This window comes from Paraburkholderia denitrificans (genome assembly GCF_042655705.1).
GTDB lineage: Bacteria > Pseudomonadota > Gammaproteobacteria > Burkholderiales > Burkholderiaceae > Paraburkholderia > Paraburkholderia denitrificans.
The window spans coordinates 112,269-131,653 of record NZ_JBHSMP010000013.1 but is presented as its reverse complement, the minus strand read 5'-3'; the positions used below and the strand labels follow the sequence as shown (position 1 = coordinate 131,653).

19 protein-coding genes are annotated in these 19,385 nt (G+C 64.3%); 12 read left to right on the top strand and 7 right to left on the bottom strand.

The window, feature by feature from the left end:
• Positions 1 to 59: 59 nt before the first annotated feature.
• From ACFPTO_RS10065 to ACFPTO_RS10055, 3 genes are all read right to left on the bottom strand, one after another.
• Positions 60 to 359: a flagellar protein FliT gene (locus ACFPTO_RS10065; protein ID WP_377711223.1), complete on the bottom strand. Its 300-nt coding sequence runs from the start codon at positions 357 to 359 to the stop codon at positions 60 to 62.
• 17 nt (positions 360 to 376) lie between these two features.
• Positions 377 to 2,257, bottom strand: a complete 1,881-nt coding sequence (gene fliD, locus ACFPTO_RS10060; RefSeq protein ID WP_377711222.1) for a flagellar filament capping protein FliD — start codon at positions 2,255 to 2,257, stop codon at positions 377 to 379.
• A gap of 201 nt (positions 2,258 to 2,458) precedes the next feature.
• Positions 2,459 to 3,943 (bottom strand): flagellin N-terminal helical domain-containing protein, encoded by a 1,485-nt coding sequence (locus ACFPTO_RS10055; RefSeq protein ID WP_377711220.1) that lies wholly within the window; start codon positions 3,941 to 3,943, stop codon positions 2,459 to 2,461.
• Positions 3,944 to 4,197: 254 nt separating this feature from the next.
• On the opposite strand from ACFPTO_RS10055, the gene ACFPTO_RS10050 reads away from it, so the two are divergent.
• Complete coding sequence (locus ACFPTO_RS10050) at positions 4,198 to 5,139, top strand: aldo/keto reductase (protein ID WP_377711219.1); 942 nt, start codon at positions 4,198 to 4,200, stop codon at positions 5,137 to 5,139.
• 300 nt (positions 5,140 to 5,439) lie between these two features.
• Positions 5,440 to 5,652: a 30S ribosomal protein S21 gene (gene rpsU / locus ACFPTO_RS10045; protein WP_124151438.1), complete on the top strand. Its 213-nt coding sequence runs from the start codon at positions 5,440 to 5,442 to the stop codon at positions 5,650 to 5,652.
• A gap of 167 nt (positions 5,653 to 5,819) precedes the next feature.
• Here rpsU and ACFPTO_RS10040 read toward each other — a convergent pair whose 3' ends face one another.
• Entirely contained in the window at positions 5,820 to 6,443 is a 624-nt protein-coding gene (locus tag ACFPTO_RS10040; RefSeq protein WP_377711218.1) for a DNA-3-methyladenine glycosylase I, read from the bottom strand.
• Positions 6,444 to 6,600: 157 nt separating this feature from the next.
• Here ACFPTO_RS10040 and ACFPTO_RS10035 point away from each other — a divergent pair, with 157 nt between their 5' ends.
• Positions 6,601 to 7,485 carry a glucosamine kinase nucleotide-binding domain-containing protein gene (locus tag ACFPTO_RS10035; protein ID WP_377711216.1) on the top strand — a complete coding sequence of 295 codons (885 nt, stop codon included), beginning with the start codon at positions 6,601 to 6,603 and terminating at the stop codon, positions 7,483 to 7,485.
• Positions 7,486 to 7,644: 159 nt separating this feature from the next.
• Positions 7,645 to 8,466: a Cof-type HAD-IIB family hydrolase gene (locus tag ACFPTO_RS10030; protein ID WP_377711214.1), complete on the top strand. Its 822-nt coding sequence runs from the start codon at positions 7,645 to 7,647 to the stop codon at positions 8,464 to 8,466.
• 10 nt (positions 8,467 to 8,476) lie between these two features.
• On the opposite strand, the gene ACFPTO_RS10025 is transcribed toward ACFPTO_RS10030, so the two are convergent.
• Together ACFPTO_RS10025 and aqpZ are read right to left on the bottom strand one after the other, a co-directional pair.
• Positions 8,477 to 9,160: a histidine phosphatase family protein gene (locus ACFPTO_RS10025; protein ID WP_377711212.1), complete on the bottom strand. Its 684-nt coding sequence runs from the start codon at positions 9,158 to 9,160 to the stop codon at positions 8,477 to 8,479.
• A gap of 170 nt (positions 9,161 to 9,330) precedes the next feature.
• Positions 9,331 to 10,050, bottom strand: a complete 720-nt coding sequence (gene aqpZ / locus ACFPTO_RS10020) for an aquaporin Z (protein ID WP_377711710.1) — start codon at positions 10,048 to 10,050, stop codon at positions 9,331 to 9,333.
• 288 nt (positions 10,051 to 10,338) lie between these two features.
• Between aqpZ and ACFPTO_RS10015 the strand changes: the two genes are divergently transcribed.
• Complete coding sequence (locus tag ACFPTO_RS10015) at positions 10,339 to 10,635, top strand: H-NS histone family protein (protein ID WP_377711210.1); 297 nt, start codon at positions 10,339 to 10,341, stop codon at positions 10,633 to 10,635.
• Positions 10,636 to 10,902: 267 nt separating this feature from the next.
• Here ACFPTO_RS10015 and ACFPTO_RS10010 read toward each other — a convergent pair whose 3' ends face one another.
• The gene (locus ACFPTO_RS10010) at positions 10,903 to 11,967 is read right to left on the bottom strand and encodes a glycosyltransferase family 4 protein (protein ID WP_377711209.1); all 1,065 of its coding nucleotides are present in this window, start codon (positions 11,965 to 11,967) and stop codon (positions 10,903 to 10,905) included.
• Positions 11,968 to 12,642: 675 nt separating this feature from the next.
• Here ACFPTO_RS10010 and flhD point away from each other — a divergent pair.
• The 7 genes from flhD to cheW all read left to right on the top strand — a co-directional run bounded on the left by flhD (position 12,643) and on the right by cheW (position 19,252).
• A complete protein-coding gene (gene flhD, locus ACFPTO_RS10005) occupies positions 12,643 to 12,957 on the top strand; it encodes a flagellar transcriptional regulator FlhD (protein ID WP_377711208.1) in 315 nt (104 codons plus the stop codon).
• Between the two features lie 72 nt (positions 12,958 to 13,029).
• Positions 13,030 to 13,626 carry a flagellar transcriptional regulator FlhC gene (gene flhC, locus ACFPTO_RS10000; protein ID WP_377711206.1) on the top strand — a complete coding sequence of 199 codons (597 nt, stop codon included), beginning with the start codon at positions 13,030 to 13,032 and terminating at the stop codon, positions 13,624 to 13,626.
• Between the two features lie 183 nt (positions 13,627 to 13,809).
• Positions 13,810 to 14,670: a flagellar motor stator protein MotA gene (gene motA / locus ACFPTO_RS09995; RefSeq protein WP_377711205.1), complete on the top strand. Its 861-nt coding sequence runs from the start codon at positions 13,810 to 13,812 to the stop codon at positions 14,668 to 14,670.
• 33 nt (positions 14,671 to 14,703) lie between these two features.
• On the top strand, positions 14,704 to 15,903 hold the full coding sequence (motB, locus tag ACFPTO_RS09990; protein WP_377711203.1) for a flagellar motor protein MotB: 1,200 nt from the start codon (positions 14,704 to 14,706) through the stop codon (positions 15,901 to 15,903).
• A 37-nt stretch (positions 15,904 to 15,940) separates the two neighbouring features.
• Positions 15,941 to 16,315 (top strand): response regulator, encoded by a 375-nt coding sequence (locus tag ACFPTO_RS09985; protein WP_377711201.1) that lies wholly within the window; start codon positions 15,941 to 15,943, stop codon positions 16,313 to 16,315.
• A gap of 64 nt (positions 16,316 to 16,379) precedes the next feature.
• Positions 16,380 to 18,653 (top strand): chemotaxis protein CheA, encoded by a 2,274-nt coding sequence (cheA, locus tag ACFPTO_RS09980; protein ID WP_377711199.1) that lies wholly within the window; start codon positions 16,380 to 16,382, stop codon positions 18,651 to 18,653.
• A 56-nt stretch (positions 18,654 to 18,709) separates the two neighbouring features.
• On the top strand, positions 18,710 to 19,252 hold the full coding sequence (gene cheW / locus ACFPTO_RS09975; RefSeq protein WP_377711198.1) for a chemotaxis protein CheW: 543 nt from the start codon (positions 18,710 to 18,712) through the stop codon (positions 19,250 to 19,252).
• The last annotated feature ends 133 nt before the right edge of the window (positions 19,253 to 19,385 follow it).

Genomic DNA, 19,385 nt, shown 5'->3' with positions numbered 1-19,385 from the left:
AATTCGAACAGTGGAGGCGGCGGTCGCGACGTGCCGCCGGGGGGCCCGCAAGGGCAGGCTTAGAGCGAGGCCGCGCGCTGATAGGCGGCGGCGCCTGAAGCGTTGCTCATCGCCGCGCGAAACTCGGAGGAAAGCTCCGAGCGAGCCGTCTCGGCCCGCTGGTTGATGGCGATCGTCAGGGTCTGGATCCGCTCGATGGCGGCGCGGACCTCCGGCGATTTCGGCTCGCTCAGCGACATCAGAAGCGGATTGCGCTCGCGCGCGAGGCGCACGGCGCATTCCCAGTCGTCCATCTGCGCTGCGTGCTCCATCTGAAGTGTCAGATCGAGCACGCGCTTGAGCAGTTCGGGCGCGTTCATACGATGGCCAGTCCGTCTTACGAGCTCTTGTTCAGCGTGCCCGTGTTGTTGGCACCGCCGAACAATTGCGTCAGATACTGCGTCTCGTTGTTGGTCGTCGACATGATGGTGTTCAGCAGCGTGAACTGGTCCTGATACATCGACGTGAGCTGCGCGATGTACGTCTGCAGCTTGTTCGTCTGTGTCGTGACGCTCTTCAGATCGTTGCTCAGTGCGGTTTCGCGCAGGGAGATGGCGCCGCCCGTCTGCGTGAACGTCTTGAGCTTCGAATAGAGCTGCTGGCCGATGCCGTTCGTCGAATTGAACAGCGCCGCGACTTTCGACGAATTGTTCTGCAGCGCATTGCCGAGCGTCGTCGAGTTCAGCGACAGCGTGCCGTTCGAGTTCAGCGTGACGCCGAGGTCCGCCAGCGTGGCGGTCACGCCCGAGCCCTTGACGCGCCCGCCGATGATCGTGCCGAAGCTCGAGGTGATCGCATTGATCATCGAATCGCCGAGCATCGTGCCGGACCCGGTCGGGTTGGTCGCGTCGAACTGGGTCAGCGAGCTGATCGTGCTGACCACGCTGTTGTAGCTGGTCACGAACGTGCTGATCTCATTGGCCATCGTCGTCGTGTCTTGCGCGACGGTCAGCGTCTGGTTCGTGCCCACCGCCGCCGACGAAAGGCTCAGCGTCACGCCGGACAGCGCGTTGACGGTGTTCAGCGCGCTCGTGATCTTCGTACTGTTGATCGTGAGCTGGGCGCTTTGCGCGGCCGACGTCTGGGTCCAGCCAGCGCCGCTGAGCGCGATGATCGACGATGCGCCGACTGACGTGCCGGTGGCCGGCGCGGGGGTCGACGCGGGCAACGCCTTGGCGATTGCCGTGAGCATAGCGTCCGTCGAGGCATTCGCGGTGACCGTCACCGGCGAGGCGGAGCTGCCGCCCGGCTGGGTGACCACGAGGTGCTGCTGTCCGCCGCTGTCCGTGACGACGCTGGCGCTCACGTTCGCGCCCGCACCCGCCGTGTTGATTTCGGACGCGATGTTCGCCAGCGTGTCGCCTGCCGTGGGCGTGACCGAAAACGAGCTGCTGCCGACGCTGATGGTCAGGCTGGAGCCGTCGCCGCTCGCCGTCGTCGCACTGGCAATGCCGGCTGACGCGTAGGTGCCGCCCTGGATCGTCTGCACGCCGCCGAGCTTGGCGAGTGCGCTGGTGGGGGAGTCCGCCTTGACCGATACGTTGATCGTGTTGGCCTCGCCGGTCAGCGTCGAACTCAGCACGAGGTGCGAGCCGTCCGAGCCGGTCACGACCGAGGCTGAAACGCCCGGGTTGCTGCTCGACGAATTGATGGCCGAAACGATCTGGCTCAGGCTCTGGCTGCCGGAGCCGATGTTGAGCGTCATGGACTGGCTGCCGACCGAAATCGTCATCGAGCCGGTGCCCATCGTCGCGGTGCTGGCGACGGGAATGGCAGCCGATGTGAGGCTCTGCGTCTGGGCGATCTGCCCGACATACACGGAATACCCGCTGGCCGACGCGCCGGAACCGGCCGTCGCGGCGATGCCGCTGCCGCTCGCGGTAGCCGTGAACGCGTTCATCAGCGCGCCGCTCTGAAGCGGCGCGAGGGCGGCCTGCAATCCCGCCAGTGAGGCGGAGAGCTGGCCGATATTGGAGATTGCGGCGTTGTCGGTTGCCGCCTCGATTTGCAGCGACGCCTGCTGGCCGGCCACCTTCGCGTTGACGAGCGCGGTGACCATGCTTTGCGGATCGAGAGAAGTATTGCCGGTCGAGCCACTGATCAGCGATTGCCCGGCTTGTTGCAGCGCCTGCTGCGCGGCGGCCGATGCAGCCTGCGCGGCGGTCTGGGCCGAAGCCACGGTTGGGGTTTGGCTCGACGTTCCGGTGATGGTCGACACAGCGTACTCCTCGTCTGGCCCCGACCGGCGGGTGGTCCGGGCCAAAAATTCGGGATCGGGTGCGCGCGAATTGGCGAATTCCGCACGCGTCCTGGGACAAAGCGAAACATAAAGCGAAACGGACAAGCGCTGGGAGAACCCGGCCGCTTGTCCGTACTCGCCCCTGTGGACAGGGGCGAGAAGAGCTTACTGCATGCGGCCTTACTGGAGCAGCTTGAGGATCTGCTGCGGCTGCGAGTTTGCTTGAGCCAGCACCGAGATACCGGCTTGCTGCAGAACCTGCGCCTTGCTCATGTTTGCCGATTCAGCCGCGAAGTCCGCGTCCTGGATCGTCGAACGGGCGGTCGACATGTTCGTCGAAGCGGCTTGCTGAGCCGTTGCGAGACCCGTGAAGCGGGTCTGGACCGAGCCGAGCGTAGCGAGCTGGTTGGCGATCGATGCCAGTGCGTTGTTGACGACTTCGAGACCGAGGTTCGCGCCTGCAACCGTGCTGACGTTGATCGATGCAACGTTGGTCGGCGTGTTGTTCAGGTTGATCTGACCGAGGGTCGAGACCACGCCCGAAGCGTCCGCTGCCGTGTTTGCAGCCGCGCCACCGGACGATGCGTTGAGGCCGTCGAAGGTGTTTTCGATGCCAGCAGCCATCGAGAAGCCCGTACCGGTGCCGGCGAACAGGCCATTGACGGCCTGGCTCGAGAGCTGATTGCCGTTCTGGTCGTAGTACAGCATGCCCTTGTTGCCGTTCGACTCGACCGTCACCGACGTGATCACGCCAGCCGTGCCCGGCGTGGTTTCGTTCGTGCCCGTCACCGGATCGGCGTTGAGGCCGGAGATGACGCCGAACACCGTACCCGACAGAGCCGTGGCGCTGTTGGCGGAGAATGCAGTCTTGATCGCCGAAGCTTCGTTCGTCTGCAGCAGGCCGTTGCCCGCGCCCGAGTTCAGTTCAAGATTCGTGACGCCGTTGTTGGTCACCGTCGAGAACAGCGCGCTCGAAACAGTCGTCGAAAGGACCTGGTTGTTCTGGTCGGTGAAGATGAAGCCGCCCGAACCGTTCGACATCACGTTAATCGACGTGATCGCACCCGGATTGCCCGAGGTGTTTTCCGCGCCGGCCGAAGTCAGGTTGATGTTGTTCAGCTGGCCCAGCGTGTTGCCGGCCTGGACGTAGCCGCCGCCGAGGTTGGCAGCCGAGAGGCTCTGGCTCAGGTCGAGCTTGACGGTCTGGCCGACGGCCACGCCGACCTGGACGTCCAGCACGCCAGACGTGCCGTTCAGCAGGTTCAGGCCGTTAAACGTGGTTTGCGAAGCGATACGGTTCACTTCAGCGATTTGCTGCGAAACCGTCTTCTGGTACGACGCCATGTTGGCGGACGTGTTATCCGGTCCCAGTGCATTGTCGGCAGCCTGGTAGATCGACTGCAGTGCGTTCTGGATCTGCATCAGCGCCGAACCGGCCGTCTGGACCATCGAAACTGCGTTGTTCGCGTTCGCAACACCTTGGTTCAGGCCGTTGATCGACGTCTGCAGCGTGCTGGCAATCGCGATGCCTGCGGGATCGTCTGCCGCGCTGTTGATGCGCTTGCCCGACGAGAGGCGCGTGATCGCTTGCGTGAGCGCGCTGCCGGTGTTCGTCACGTTGTTCTGTGCGATCAGCGACGATACGTTGGTATTGATCGAGAGCATTTAATTCTCCGTTGAGGCTTTAGTCTGTGAACTTAGGCCACGTTGCAATCGGCGGAAGCACACTTCATTGCTGGCCGCCTCAGTGAAGGTTGACGGCGCTGGTAAACAAAACTTGAGGCCCGGATGCAAACATTGGTGTGAAGGAAGTGTCACGCCCCCTCGAAGCACCGGCGCCTGCAACCCGTCCGGAGCCGGCGTATGCTCGATATTTCGGGCTTGCCAGCGGCCCCGGCATTCATACGGAGACATCGTCCATGGAACAGCGCAGGATCGGCACTTCCGCCTTGCAGGTCGCACCGCTCATGTTCGGCGGCAACGTGTTCGGCTGGACCGCCGACGAAGCAACCTCGTTTTCGATTCTCGACGCCTTCACGGATGCAGGCCTGAATTTCATCGACACCGCGGACGTTTACTCGGCCTGGGTGCCCGGCAACCGGGGCGGGGAATCGGAGACGATCATCGGCAAGTGGCTCGCGAAAACCAGCAAGCGCGAGAAGGTGGTGATCGCAACCAAAGTGGCGAAGTCCGCGCAGCGCCCGGGCCTGTCGGCGTCCAACATCGCGGCGGCCGTGGAGGACTCGTTGCGGCGCTTGCAGACGGACTATATCGACGTCTATTTCTCGCACGAGGACGACCAGAAGGTGCCGCTCGAAGAGACCCTGGGCGCGTATCAGCGACTGATCGACGCGGGCAAGGTGCGCGTGATCGGCGCGTCGAACTATAGCGGCGCGCGTATCGAGGAGGCGCTGGCCGTCGCGCGCAAGAGCGGGTTGCCCGCCTATCAGATTATTCAGCCCGAATACAATCTGTACGACCGTGCGCACTACGAAGCCGACCTCGAACCGGTCGCGCTCGCGCAGCAGCTGGCTGTCGTGCCCTATTACAGTCTCGCAAGCGGCTTCCTGTCGGGCAAATACCGTTCACGTGAAGATCTCGCGAAGAGCGTGCGCGGCTCGCGCGTCGAGAAATATCTGGATCACCGCGGCATTCGCATTCTGGCGGCGCTCGACCACATCGCCCAGCGGCACGGCGCGACGCTGGCGGCGGTGGCGCTCGCATGGCTGATCGCGCGGCCCAGCATTACGGCGCCGATTGCGAGCGCGACCTCGCTCGAACAACTGGAAAGCCTTGCGGCGGCGGTGCGCCTGAAGCTCGATCCCGCCGATATTCAGGCGCTCAACGACGCGAGCGCATAGGTAGGCATTTTTCTAAGTACCTGATCCAAATGGGGAAAAAGAGCGGGGTGATGTGCAATCCTGTGCGAATCCTGATTTTTCAGGTACAATCCCCGGCTCGATGGAATTTTTACCCAAATTTTTTATTCGTCGCGCCTTTAGGGGGTGATTCTTGCTGCGACGAAACAGGTGGGGTAGCGCCCGTAGTATTAGTCGCTTCGGAAGTGGCTCCTCACCGGCATGAGGTGGATGCAGGCAGATGCATGAGGCCCATGCCATTCGTGCAAGACCAACCCAATTCAGTAATTTAAAGGTATAGAAATGACGACGATTCTCCTGAAAGAAAACGAGCCGTTCGAAGTCGCGATCCGTCGCTTTCGCCGTGCAATCGAAAAGAACGGCCTGATCGCCGAGCTGCGTGAGCGCCAGTCGTACGAAAAGCCGACGGCTGTTCGTAAGCGCAAGAAGGCAGCAGCAGTCAAGCGCCTGCACAAGCGCCTGCGCAGCCAGCAGCTGCCGAAGAAGCTCCACTAAGCTTTTTCGCGTTTCAAGCGTTCCGCCGACGGCGGCGCATGCTTCATTAGAAGCTGCGCCGCCGTTTGCATTTGGGGCGGCGGCTCGTGAGCGGGTTTGTTTTCCGGTTCGGGCTCGCAATGGCCGGTGGGGCCGGTGTGGCCGCGAGGGCCACTACGAGCACACGATCAGGCGTTATGCGCCGCACGGCGCGGCTTGCCCTGCGCCGCGCAGTTCGCACGGCAGATGCAGTTGCGCTCATGGTCGTTGACCATGCCCACCGCCTGCATGAACGCATAGCAGATCGTCGTGCCGACGAATTTGCAGCCGTATTTCTTGAGCGCCTTGCTGAGTGCGTCCGAGATATCGGTGGAGGCCGGCGCGTCGCGATACGAGGGCCAGTCGTTCTGGATCGGCGTGTCGTCCACGAACGACCAGATGAATTTCGCAAGCGAGCTGTGCTCGGCCTGAATCTGCAGCACCGCGCGCGCATTGACGATGGCTGCCTCGATCTTGGCGCGATTGCGCACGATGGACGCGTCCTGCATGAGCGTTTCGACGTGCTTCGGTGTGAAGCGCGCGACTTTCTGGATGTCGAACTGCGCGAATGCACGCCGGTATCCCTCGCGCTTGTTTAGGATCGTGGACCACGAAAGACCCGCCTGTGCGCCCTCCAGCACGAGCATCTCGTATAGATGCTGGTCGTCGCGCGACGGCACGCCCCACTCGGTGTCGTGGTAGTGCGCCATCGCTTCGGTCGTCGCCCAGTTGCAGCGCTGCGCTGTCCCAGTCACGTCGCTTGCGTCGCTCACGTCGATTTCTCCTTGCCGCCAGTTCGTTCAGTTCACGCCAGCATAGCGGATCGCGAATGCCGGGCCACCCTGGTCATCCGGCCAATTGTGCGAACGCCACGGACCCGTTAGTCTCTGCGGCACGGCTCATCACCCAATAAAAGCGGCACTCATCATCATGCAGACACACACCTGGCTGATCGGCGTGGACGGCGGCGGCACCGGCACGCGCGTGGCGCTTGGCGACGCGAATGGCGTGGAACTCGCGCGCGCCGCCGCGGGCCCTTCGGGCCTCGGGCTTGGCATCGCGCGCGCGTGGGAATCCATCGAGTCGGGTTGCCGTGCCGCGTTCGCCAACGCGGGGCTGACGTTCGACTGGTCGCGCTGCGTGCTCGGCTGCGGGCTCGCGGGCGTGAACAACCCGGACTGGCTCGCCGCGTTTCGCCAGCAGGCGCCGCAGGTGGCGGGCCTCGCCGTGGAAAGCGACGCCTACACGACATTGCTCGGTGCGCACGGCGGCGAGCCCGGCGTGGTGGTCGCGCTTGGCACGGGCAGCATCGCCGCTGCACTCGACAGTGCGGGCGCGTGCCGGATCGCAGGCGGCTTCGGCTTTCCGTCCGGGGACGAGGCGAGCGGCGCCTGGTTTGGCCTGCGCGCAATCGTCTGGGCGCAGCAGGCGCTGGATGGCCGCGCGCCGCTCGATGCCTTCGCGCAGGCGCTGCTCGCCCATACCGGCTCGACCGATCGCGACAGTCTCATCGTCTGGCTGTGCGCGGCGAACCAGACCGCCTACGCCAGCCTCGCGCCCGTGGTGCTCGCGCATCGCGAGCATCCGTTTGCCGCGAAGCTGCTGGCCGAAGCGGGCGAAGCCATCGCACAGTTCATTGGCGCGCTCGACCCGACTGCCACGTTGCCCGCCGCGCTCTCGGGCGGGCTTGGCCAGCCGCTGCGCGAATGGGTGCCGCAGGCGGTGCGTGCGCGGCTGCGCGCACCACTCGCCGATTCGACGAGCGGTGCGCTGCGGCTGGCGCAGCGCGAAGCCGCACGGCTCGCGCAGGCGTAGACGTAAGCGTAGCAAGCGCAGCAAGCGTGGACAGGGCGGCGGCGCGCCGGGCGCAACGCCGGTTCCCAATCAGGGAGCGGAAATCGAGCAGGAGCGAACGGCGCAGCGTTACCGAGGCGGTGTTAGCATTAAGCGTTTAACACCTGCTGTCCGACTCCCATGTACAAGGTCATCGCAACCGATCTTGACGGCACGCTGCTCAACTCCGATCACCAGCTCGATCCGTTCACGGTTGCCACGCTCAATACCCTCGACGCACAAGGTCTGCGGTTCGTCATCGCGACCGGGCGCCACTACTGCGACGTCGCCGGTATCCGGGATCTGCTGGGCATCCGGCCGTATCTGATCACCTCGAACGGCGCGCGCGTCCATGCACCGGACGATACGCTGATCGACGCCGCGAACCTGCCCGAAACGATCGTCCAGCGTCTGGTCGCGCCCGAGGTAACCGGTACGCACGGCCGCGTGATCGTGAGCCTCTTCGCCGACGATGCCTGGTTCATCGACCGCGACGCGCCCGAACTGCTCGCTTTTCACCAGGATTCGGGCTTTACCTATCGTGTGACCGACCTGCGCGCGCATGACGGCGTGGGTATCGCCAAGGCGCTATATATCGGCGACCCCGCCGATCTCGCGCGCGTATCGCAGCGGCTCGCGGACGAATTCGGCGACGCGCTCTACGTCACGTATTCGCTGCCGGACTGTCTCGAAGTGATGGTGGCGGGCGTTTCGAAGGGGCGCGCGCTGCGCGTCGTACTCGAGCGGCTCGGCGTCGCGACGACGGGCTGCGTCGCGTTCGGCGACAACATGAACGACATCGATCTGCTCGAAACGGCCGGGCATCCGTTCATGATGAACAACGCGAATCCCGATCTCATCGCACGTCTGCCGAAGGTCCCGCGCATCGGCAACAACTTCGAGGCGGGCGTCGCGCGGCATCTGCGCAAGCTTTTCGAACTCGGTGACGAATCCGTTTCCTGAGCCGGGCGCGTCAGCGCGCGGGCGGCAGTGCGGCGCAGGGGCAGTCGTCGGCGCGGTCGTCGAGGTCTTCGTGCTCGTGCGAGAAACGCGCCCGTGGCGTGTCGCCGCTCCAGTCGACGCGCACGACGTAGATGCTGTCGAAATCGCCGCTCTTCCATGACGGCACGTCGCCAGCTGCGCCGCCGTGCGCGCCGACGATCTGCCGCGCCAGCTCCTCGATCTCGCGATGTTCCCAGGCCACGAGCACGGTCCGGTTCGCCCACTTCGGATCGATGAGCGTGCCGCCAAGCTCGCCAATCTGCGAAAAGCCGTACGGCGTCTGCACCGGCAGGCCGAACTGGATCGCGGTCGGCTCGATGGTCGCGAGCGGGCGCACATAGTAGTACGGCTGGCCGCTGTCGTTTTTGCGCTCGCCCGGGTCCGGCGCGTAGATGGCGTCGGGCTTGCCGTATTTCGCGGCGATCACCGCTGGCAGCGCAAGTGCGCGATTCAACCCCTTGCAGCTGAGCTGGCCGAGGCCCGTGGGCGGTTTTTCGGCGTGTCGAACGAATACGAGCGTTTCGATATTGTGTTGCGCTTCGGGCGCTGTGGGCGCTGTGGGCGCAGCGGGTGTATCGGCCGCTTTCGCGCAGGCGCTTAATGCTGCCGCGAAGCACAGGACGATGCGGATAAGCGAGGTGAAGGAGCGCTCCATGATGCGGGCCGTGGCGGGAAGATCGGTGGGTCGCCCGATTCTAGCAGCGCGCGGACAGCCGGGCCGGAAAGGAAGACGGGCGCCGTGGCGCCCGTTCTCATGCGCGGGCGGCGCCGTCGAGCGCTCCCGCCGGGTGTTGATGTGTTCGGCTGTCCGCTGTTGGATGCCCCTCAACTTGCCTGGCGGCGGCAAGCCACTGCCGGATAGACGAGACTCGCGACGATTGCCCCGATGATCGGCGCCACCCAGAAGAGCCAGAGTTGGGAGAGCGCTTCAACGCCGCTGACAAGCGCCGGGCCGGTCGAGCGCGCCGGATTCACGGACGTGTTGGTGACCGGGATCGAGATGAGGTGGATCAGCGTGAGGCACAGGCCGATCGCAATCGGCGCGAAGCCGGCGGGCGCGCGTTGGTCGGTGGCGCCGAGAATCACGAACAGGAAGAAGCCTGTCATCACCGCTTCGCACAGGAACGCGGCGATCAACGAATACTGACCCGGTGAGCGCTCGCCATAGCCGTTCGTTCCGAAGCTGTTCGTGGCAAGGTCGAATTCCGGATTGCCGAGGGCGATGAGATACAGCGTGAATGCGCCGAGCGTGGCGCCGATCACCTGCGCCGCGATATACGGAATGAGATCGCGTGCGGGAAAGCGCCCGGCGACCACGAGGCCGACGCTCACCGCCGGATTCAGGTGACAACCGGAAATATGCCCGATGGCATAGGCCATGGTGAGTACCGTCAGACCAAATGCCAGCGCGACGCCTGCAAAGCCGATGCCGAGGCCGTGGTCGGGGCCGCCGAAACTGGCGGCGAGCACGGCGCTGCCGCAGCCGCCGAGTACCAGCCAGAATGTGCCGAACAGTTCGGCGGCGAGCCGTTTGGATAAGTGCATCATGCGACACCTCGAATAGATGTTTTGAAAGGGGCTTACAAAACTGAATCGAGTCAGGGAGTGGTCGATTCTAGGCAGTCGATTGATCGGCGGGTGTCAAAGATTGTCAATTCCGATACCTTTGGTCGCATTATTGCGTACTACAGATGCGCGGTTTGACTGCGGGCGATCAATGGTTAAATATTGGAAATATTCCGATAAAGCGGTATTAATAGTGATTGCTAATTCTTGTCGTTACGACTAATCTCGGTTCGAGTTGCTTAGCTTTGTAATCAAAGGGGGATCGGAATGTCGCAATATTCAGAACTCAAAGCCCAGATCGCCAGGCTCCAGGCACAGGCCGAAGAAGCGCGGCGTACCGAAATCGCGGATGTGATTGCCATGATTCGCGAAAAGATTGTGGAATACGGTCTGAGCGCCCAGGACCTCGGCTTCGTGGCCGCGGCCCGGCGCGGACGCCCGCCGAAGAAGGCGCCGCTGCCTCCGCGCTACCAGGATCCGAAAACCGGCGCGACCTGGAGCGGGCGCGGCAAGCCGCCCAAATGGATTGCGGGAAAAAATCGCGAACGCTTTCTGATGGGCTAAGCCAGGCCAAACAGGTTAAATCAGCTCAAGCCGGCTTTAGCCTGCAAAAGCCAGGTTTTGCGGCGTGGGCCAGCGAGGTTTAAGCGCGCGCCCGCAACCCGGCTATTGCCCCGGTGGTGCATGCCGCATGCGTGCATGCAAAAAGAGCCACATGGTTCCATGCGGCTCTTTTTATGCGAATACGGTAATGGCGCTAATCGACAGTACGCAAACGATTTGGATGACGTATTCGTCGGTTTTATCTCAATGATTCATGTCGGCTGTCATTCAGCCGGCGGCGACACAGCGCAGTGCCTGACGGCCAACGCCCTCGATGAGTGCGGTATACGCATCGACGTAATTGCGCGCCATGGTATGCGAGGTGAAACGGCGGTCGAACTGCGCGCGAATGGCTTTGCGAGAAAGCGATTCGATTTTATCGAGTGCCGCCACTGCGCCTTGCACGTCCTCGACAATAAAGCCGGTCACGCCCGGATCGATCACTTCGGGCACCGAGCCGCGATTGAAAGCAATCACAGGCGTACCGCAAGCCATCGCTTCGATCATGACGAGGCCGAACGGCTCGGACCAATCAATCGGAAATAGCAGCGCCTTTGCGCCGGACAGGAAGGCGGGCTTTTGCGACTCGTCGATTTCACCGATGAATTCGACGTGCGCCTGCGAGAGCAGCGGCTCGATTTCGGCCTTGAAATAGTCCTGATCCACCTTGTCGACCTTGGCTGCGATCTTCAGCGGCAGGCCGCTTTGCGCTGCAATCCGGATCGCGGTGTCCACGCGCTTTTCCGGGCAGATGCGGCCGAGAAACGCCAGATATTGCGGCTCGCGGTCCGTCTGCGGCGTGAGCAGGCCGGCGGGCAGGCCGTGGTAGATCGTGCTTTGCCAGTTGGCCTGCCGGAGCGGCTGGCGCTGCGAATCCGAGATCGAGATCACCGGCGTGTCCGCGAACGTGTTGAACACCGGCTGCAGCTCGGGCAGGTCGAGGCGGCCATGCAGCGTCGTGACGAACGGCGTGTCGAGCGTCGAAAAAAGCGGAAACGGCAGATAGTCGAGGTGAAAGTGCAGCACCTCGAATTCGTGGGCGACGCGGCGCACGTGCTCGAGCAGCACCATGTGCGGCGCCAGGGCGTCGCGGATCGTCGGATCGAGCCGCAGCGCACGCGGCCAGGCCGGTTCGAGCTTCGCGGCGGTGACCGAATCGCCGCTCGCGAACAGCGTCACGTCGTGACCCAGGTCGACGAGCGCTTCTGTCAGGTAGGACACGACGCGCTCGGTGCCGCCGTAGAGTTTCGGCGGGACTGCTTCGTAAAGCGGCGCAATCTGTGCGATTCGCATGGGCATGTTCTCCGTGTGCATAGGCCGGGGCGACGCTACGGGTGAAGGCGAAGGCAGCGCGGACGCTGCGGTATCGGGTTATCCCTGAGGCCGATTATGGGGATGTGGCTCACCGATACGAGTCCTTTTGCAATCGCTTAACGTTGTAACAGCGCGCTGTTACAGCGGATTGCCACAGACGCACGCGCGCGGCAGACGACAGACGGCGGGCGACGCCCGGCGGATGCCTGCATGCACGCCGCAGTGGCGCGGGCGATTCGCAATCCATATGCCAGCTATTTGCCAGCTGGTTGCCAGTTATCCGCCCGCCACTCGCCCGCCATCCGCCACCACCGGTCCGCACGGGACATGAGCAAATTTGAGCTACAGCAAGGAAACGGCCTATAATTCGCGCTCCCCGCAGTACACGCCTCGCGCATCGCAGATGCAGCGCACATGGGCGCACGCCCGTCTTGCCTCCCTCTTTCTCTGTTGTCAGAAGAATTCCTACACGAAAACGCGGCAATGTCTCGCAGATCGTTGCGGCATTCGTCCAATATTCAAAGATGCACGGCCTCGCCACAATTGCGCGTTCAATCTATATGAGCCGTTCAGCCAGCTTTTACGGATGTGAACGAGCAAACGTTTTACGTAGGCCTGACCAGCCGAATCGATACGAATCCCGGGGGGGAATCCATGGGCGGCACGAACAACGAGATGCTCAGTGAGATCAAGGACGTGAACCTGTCGTACCTGTTGCTGGCGCAACGCCTGCTGCGCGAGGACAAGCCGGCCGGCATGTTCCGCATGGGCATTTCCGAGCAGATCGCCGACGTTCTCGCCGGTCTCTCGATGGCGCAAACCGTACGGCTCGCCGCCTCGAACCAGATGCTTTGCCGCTTCCGGTTCGACGACCACACCATCCTCGGCGCGCTGGCCGACAAGGGCAAGTCGGCTCAGACCCACTCCGCCATCCTGATGGCGGGCCAGGCGGTCGCCCAGATCGGCTGAGTCTGTATGTGGCACGCCGCGCCCGGCCTGGCGGCCGGTGTGACGGCTCATTCCCGTATTCATCGGGCCTCTATGGCGACCAAGAGCGTGGTACTCGAGGTCAGGGAGATCGCGCTCGCGATCGAGCTGATCGAACTCGGCGCGCGGCTGCAGGTGCTCGAAGCGGAGACTTCGCTCTCTCGCGACCGCTTGATCCGTCTCTATAAAGAAGTGAAGGGCGCATCGCCGCCCAAGGGCATGCTGCCGTTCTCGACCGACTGGTTCATGACGTGGCAGCCCAACGTCCACTCGTCGCTGTTTTACGGCACGTACCGGTTCATCATCCGCGAAACGCGCTGCGAGCCGATTCACGCAATCGTGAAAAGCTACCGGCTCTATCTCGAACACGTGCGCCTCCAGGAAGAGGAGCCCGTGCTCAGTCTCACGCGCGCGTGGACGCTCGTGCGCTACTTCTCGTCGGGGCTCCTGCAGGCGAGCCCGTGCTGCCGTTGCGGCGGCCACTTCGTCGCGCATGCGCACGATCCGCGGCGCGGTTACGTCTGCGGGCTGTGCCAGCCGCCTTCGCGCGCGGGCCGAACGCGCCGCGTGTCCAGCGCTGCGGGCACTTCGGGCACTGCGGGCGGTGCATCCGGCGCGTCCGGCAAGAACGGCGCAGCGACCTTGAACTGACTGGCGCGGACACGCGTTTCAGCCGCTAAACGACTGGCGCAGGAACCTGTCCCCGAAATCAGTGACGGTGTGTTGCTGCTCTGCACGCGTCCAATCCCAAAGTTTTTCCTGGCGATGCCGTAAACCAGCTAAGGACGCGGGCCGACGGCGGTACGCGGCACATTCTCTAGTGAGGATCCGGCTGTGCTGATTTTCGTGGGAACACTCGTAACGATCCTGTCCGTCTTCGGCGGTTACGTGTTGGAGGGTGGCCATCTTGCGGCCATGATGCAGCCCATGGAGTTGCTCATGATCGGCGGTGCGGGCGTCGGCGCCTTCATCCTCGGCAACGGCGTCAAGACGATCAAATCGACCGTGCGCGTTATTCCGGCGCTGTTCAAGGGCTCGAAGTACAACAAGGACGTCTATATGGAGCTGCTCGCGCTGCTCTACGTCCTGCTCGCCAAGGCGCGCAAGGAAGGCACGCTGACCCTCGAAGCGGACATCGACGAGCCGCTGAAGAGCCCGATCTTCACGCAATATCCGCGCGTTCTCGCCGATCCGCACGTGATCGAATTCGTCACCGACTACCTGCGCCTGATGGTGGGCGGCAACATGAATGCTTTCGAAATCGAAAGCCTCATGGACGAGGAAATCGAAACCCACCACGCCGAAGGCGCGGCGCCCGCCAGCGCGCTCGCGAAGGTGGGCGATGCGATGCCGGCGTTCGGCATCGTCGCCGCGGTGATGGGCGTGGTGCACACGATGGCGTCCGCGGACCGTCCGCCCGCCGTGCTCGGCGAGATGATCGCCCAGGCGCTGGTCGGCACTTTCCTCGGCATTCTGCTTTCGTACGGCCTGATCGGGCCGCTCGCGAGCCTCGCCGAGCAGCGCGTGACCGAGTCCACCAAGATGTTCCAGTGCATCAAGGTGACGATCCTCGCGAGCCTGAACGGCTACGCGCCTGCCATCGCCGTGGAATTCGGCCGCAAGGTGCTGTTCTCGACCGAGCGTCCGTCGTTCTCGGAACTCGAAGATCACGTGCGCCGCGTGAAGGCGAAGTAAGGCAGACGGGATGAACGAGCAAGGAAGCGCACGATGAGCAAGGACAAGGATCGCACGATCGTCGTGAAGCGCGTCGCGCCTGCACGCCACGGCTTTCACGGCGGGGCGTGGAAGCTCGCCTATGCGGACTTCATGACCGCGATGATGGCGTTCTTCCTGCTGATGTGGCTGTTGAGTTCGGTGACCACGAAGGAGTTGCGCGGCATTGCCGAATACTTCAACCAGCCGTTGAGGGTCGCGCTTTGGGGCGGCGACCGCAGCGCCGAGGATTCGAGCATCCTCAAGGGCGGCGGCCGCGACATCTCGACCGACAAGCAAGGCGTCATGCGCCAGAGCGAAGGCCAGACGCTGCAATCGGAGCGCACCTCGGTGCGCTTTAACGACGAAGAAGCGTCGAAGCAGCAGCAAGGCTCGCTCGAGCGCCGCGAACAGGAGCGCCTGCACGATCTGCAGGTCAAGCTGATGGCCGCGATCGAGGCGAACCCGGTGCTGCGCCAGTACAAGCAGCAGATCCGCATCGACTCGACGCTCACGGGCCTGCGCATCGAAATCGTCGATACGCAGAAGCGGCCGATGTTCGCGACCGCGCGCGACGTGGTCGAGCCGTACATGCGCGACATCCTGCTCGCGATCGGCAGGACGCTCAACGACGTGCCGAACCGCATCGTCGTCCAGGGCCACACCGACGCCGTGCCGTACGCGGGCGGCGAGAAGGGTTACAGCAACTGGGAGCTTTCGGCGGACCGCGCGAACGCGTCGCGCCGCGAGCTGGTGGCGGGCGGCCTTGACGACGGCAAGGTGCTGCGCGTGATCGGCCTCGCTTCCACGCAGAACCTGAACAAGGCCGATCCGCTCGATCCGGAGAACCGGCGCATCAGCATCATCGTGCTGAACAAGAAGTCGGAAGACGCGCTGATGCAAGACGACACGACGACGACGCCGCTGTCCGACGACGCCGCGCGTTCCGGCAAGCCGCTCCTGCCGGGGATCGCGCTGCACCCGGCGACCGGGCAGGCGGCGCCCGTGGTTGCGCCGGCGCCGGTGCGGATCAAGCCCGCGATGAAGGTCGCCGGGATGCCGGCGCCGACCGCGGCGGCAACGGCAGGGACAACGGCAGGGACAGTGACAACGACAGCGGCAGCGGCAACCGCGGGGACAACCGCAGCGGCAACCGCAGGGACAACGACAGCGACAAAGGCAGCGCCGGGCCCGGCGCAGCCGCCCGCCCAATGAAGCATTCGGGCCCGGGTACAGCGCGAGCGAGAAACCGATGATCAGAAGCATTCTGGCGATCGACGATTCGGCATCCATGCGGGAGATCCTGCAGGCGGCGCTCGGCCAGGCCGGGTACGACGTGACGCTCGCGAAGGACGGCGACGAAGGGCTCGAGCACGCGCTCGCGCAGCACTTCGACCTCGTGCTCAGCGACCTGCACATGCCGCGCGTGAGCGGCCTCGAGCTGGTCCGCAAGCTGCGCGCGAACCCCTCGTATTTCGAAACGCCGATTCTCATTCTCACGACGGAATCGGATCAGACCTTCAAGACAGCCTTGCGCGATGCCGGTGCGACGGGCTGGCTGGAAAAACCGGTGGATCCGGAGCTGCTCATCGATCTTGCGAGCGCGCTCTGCGAGGCGCAGGCATGAGGCGCGTCGCACGAGACAGCGGCAACGGCAGCCCCCAACAAGTACATATCGCGGTGAATCAGGCATGACACTCGACATCACTCAGTTCTATCAGACGTTCTTCGACGAAGCTGACGAGCTGCTCGCACAGATGGAGCAGCTGCTGCTGAACCTGAATGTCGCCCAGCCCGATCCCGAGGATCTCGCTGCGATCTTTCGCGCGGCACATTCGATCAAGGGCGGCGCGGCGACGTTCGGCTTCACCGCGCTCACCGAAACGACGCACATTCTCGAATCGCTGCTCGACCGCGCGCGCAACAACGAACTCGTGCTGCGCAAGGACATGATCGACACGTTCCTCGAAACGAAGGACGTGCTCTCGGGCCAGCTCGCCGACTACCGCGCGAGCGCCGAGCCCGACGCGGCCGCCGCCGCCGCCGTGCGCGCGAAGCTCGAACGGCTCTACGCGGAAAGCCGCGGCATGCCCGCACCTGCTGCACCCGCGCCCGCAGCGCCTGCTGCCGCTCCCGCCGCAGCGCCTGCCGCACCCGCCGTGGCTGCACCGGCCGCACCGGCCGCATCGGCCAACGGCGCGCCCGAGCACGTCGTCGACGAAGCGATGACCGCAAGCGGCACGGGCGGCGCAAGTGGCACAAGCGGCGGCGGCGCGGAAAACGGCCCGCATCTGCGCATCACCTTGCGCCGTGTCGATGCGAAGGATCAGGAACTGCTCGCCGAAGAACTCGGCAACCTCGGCCGCGTGGTCGCGCAGGTGAAGACCGGCGACGACATCACGCTCTGGCTCGAAACCGAGGTGTCCTCGGACGACATCATCGCCGTGTGCTGTTTCGTGATCGACGACAGCCAGATCTCGATCGGACGCGGCGCAGCGCCGGCTGCCGCTGCCGCGCAGCCCGAGGCGGTGGTCGAACCCGCGGCGCCGGTCGCCGCACCGGCCGCAGCGAGCGCGCCCGCAACCGCACTGACCGCGCCCGTCGCGCCTGCGCCGCAAATCGCGCAAGTCGCACAAGCCGCGCCTGCCGCAGCGCCTGCCCAGCCCGAACACGAAGCCGCGCCGGGCCAGTCAGGTGCGGCGCATGCCCCCGAGGCCGAGCGCAAGCACCGCCCGGCCGCCGCCGCCGCATCGGCGGAGGGCAGCTCGATTCGCGTGGGCGTCGAGAAAGTCGACCAGCTCATCAACCTCGTCGGCGAACTCGTCATCACCCAGGCGATGCTCGCCGAAACGGCCAATGCGTTCGACCCGGCGCTGCACGACCGGCTCTTCAACGGCATGGCGCAGCTCGAACGCAACGCGCGCGACCTGCAAGAAGCGGTGATGTCGATCCGCATGATGCCGATGGACTACGTGTTCAGCCGCTTCCCGCGTCTCGTGCGCGACCTCGCGGCCAAGCTCGGCAAGGACGTGGAACTCGTGACGTTCGGTCAGGCGACCGAACTCGACAAGAGCCTGATCGAGCGCATCATCGATCCGCTCACGCACCTCGTGCGCAACTCGCTCGACCACGGCATCGAAACGGTGGAAGCGCGCCGCGCCGCGGGCAAGGACGCGACCGGCCAGCTCGTGCTGTCCGCCGCGCACCACGGCGGCAACATCGTGATCGAGGTCAGCGACGACGGCGCGGGCCTGCGCCGCGACAAGATTCTCGCGAAGGCGATCAAGCAGGGCATGTCGGTCAGCGAAACGATGCCGGACGAAGAGGTCTGGAATCTCATCTTCGCGCCGGGCTTCTCGACCGCCGAACAGGTCACCGACGTGTCGGGCCGCGGCGTCGGCATGGACGTCGTGAAGCGCAACATCCAGGCGATGGGCGGCCACGTCGAAATCACGTCGTACGCGGGCAAGGGCACGACGACGCGCATCGTGCTGCCGCTCACACTGGCGATTCTCGACGGCATGTCGGTCAAGGTCGGCAGCGAGATCTTCATTCTGCCGCTGAACTTCGTGATGGAGTCGCTGCAGCCGCGCCTCGAAGACATCTACACGGTGACCAACGGCGACCGCGTCGTGCGCGTGCGCGGCGAATACCTGCCGCTGGTTGCGCTTCATCAGGTGTTCAACGTGGAAGGCGCGCGCACCGAGCCGACGCAGGGCATCGTGACGATCATGGAAACCGAAGGACGCCGCTTCGCGATGCTGATCGACGAACTCGTCGGCCAGCAGCAGGTGGTGGTGAAGAACCTTGAGACGAATTACCGCAAGGTGCACGGCATTTCCGCGGCGACGATCCTCGGTGACGGCAGCGTCGCGCTGATCGTCGACGTGGCGGCGCTCAATCGCGAAACGCGGTTGAGCCACGGCGCGGGGCAGGCCGCGGGCGCATTCGCCGAATTTGCCTGACCGCAGGCGCTTCAGACTTACTTTTGCAACCCAATTCAAACTGTTCAGGGGCTAACGTGGCAGAAGTCCAACCCATCAATGGCAACGGCGGCAACGGCGCAGCCGGAGCCCTCGCGCACCGGCGCGACGCGCAGCAAGCCGAAGCAGGCGGTCAGGAATTCCTCGTCTTCACGCTCGGCGCGGAAGAGTACGGCATCGACATCCTCAAGGTGCAGGAGATCCGCGGCTACGACAGCGTGACGCGCATCGCCAATGCGCCCGAATTCATCAAGGGCGTCATCAACCTGCGCGGCATCATCGTCCCGATCGTGGACATGCGCATCAAGTTTCATCTGGGCCGCGTCGAATACGACCACCAGACGGTCGTCATCATCCTGAACGTCGCGCATCGCGTGGTCGGCATGGTCGTGGACGGCGTGTCCGACGTGCTCACGCTGCAGCAAGACCAGATCATGCCCGCGCCGGAGTTCGGCGCGACGCTCACCACCGAATTCCTCACGGGCCTCGGCACGCTGGACGGCCGCATGCTGATCCTGATGGACATCGAAAAGCTGATGACGAGCCGCGAAATGGCGCTGATCGAGGCGCTCGCCAAGTAGGCACGGCGGACCGGTATCTGGGGGGCCCACGGTGTGGGCAGGCGCGAAAGAGCGGCAAGCCGCCGAAAAGAGCGGCAAGCTGCCCTTTGTTTGGCGCGCTGCAAATAACGATTTGTGCGACGCTCACTGAACC